Below are 255 nucleotides of genomic sequence, written 5' to 3'. Positions count from 1 at the left end.
CAACTAATGGATGGTCCATAGGAGATGCTAAGACCTTTACTGTGGCAGTAAATTTAAATAGTGGAATAAACACTATTAAGTTCCATGGAGATGGAATAAACTATGGTCCAAGTCTTGGAGAAGTAACTTTAACCTTAGTATCCGGCACAGTAACACCACCAACAGAACCAGTGAATCCACCAACAGTGCCAACAGGAAGTAATCCAGTTTATAAGTATAATGCAGCAGAGGGAATGCTTTCTAATGGAGCTTTAA

Annotated in this window: 1 protein-coding gene; it reads left to right on the top strand. The window is 39.2% G+C overall.

The window, feature by feature from the left end:
* Window positions 1-255, top strand: a 255-nt coding sequence (locus GBZ86_RS19120; protein ID WP_170272340.1) for a hypothetical protein, incomplete at both ends; no start/stop codon positions are given.

The organism is Clostridium tarantellae, from assembly GCF_009295725.1.
Classification (GTDB): domain Bacteria; phylum Bacillota; class Clostridia; order Clostridiales; family Clostridiaceae; genus Sarcina; species Sarcina tarantellae.
The sequence above is the reverse complement of the archived record's forward strand: the minus strand, read 5'-3'. Positions and strand labels throughout refer to the sequence as shown.